The 249-nt window shown below is 71.5% G+C and carries 1 protein-coding gene; it reads right to left on the reverse strand.

Translation table 11 applies throughout. The annotated features are described in order from the left end of the window. On the reverse strand, window positions 1-223 hold a 223-nt coding region (locus SB719_RS21740; protein ID WP_410720921.1), incomplete at its 3' end, for an efflux RND transporter permease subunit. Between the last annotated feature and the right edge of the window lie 26 nt (window positions 224-249).

Genomic DNA, 249 nt, shown 5'->3' on the forward strand with positions numbered 1-249 from the left:
GCAGCGGCTGGCGCAGCGACCGGAAGGTCGCCACCATCACGATGTACACGATCAGGATGGCCGCGAGCAGCGCGAGCCCGAGCTGCTGGAACGCGTCGGACTGGCTGGACGAGACTCCACCGATCTTCGCGGTCGCGCCGGAGGGCAGGTCGGCCGCCTTCAGGCTCGCCGTCACATCGGCGTTGGCCGTCGTCAGGTTGTCCGTCGCCGGTGTGGCCGTCACGCTCGCCGTCCGCAGCCCGCGCTGGG

This window comes from Pantoea sp. SIMBA_079 (assembly GCF_046940275.1).
Taxonomy (GTDB): Bacteria; Pseudomonadota; Gammaproteobacteria; order Enterobacterales; family Enterobacteriaceae; genus Pantoea; species Pantoea borealis.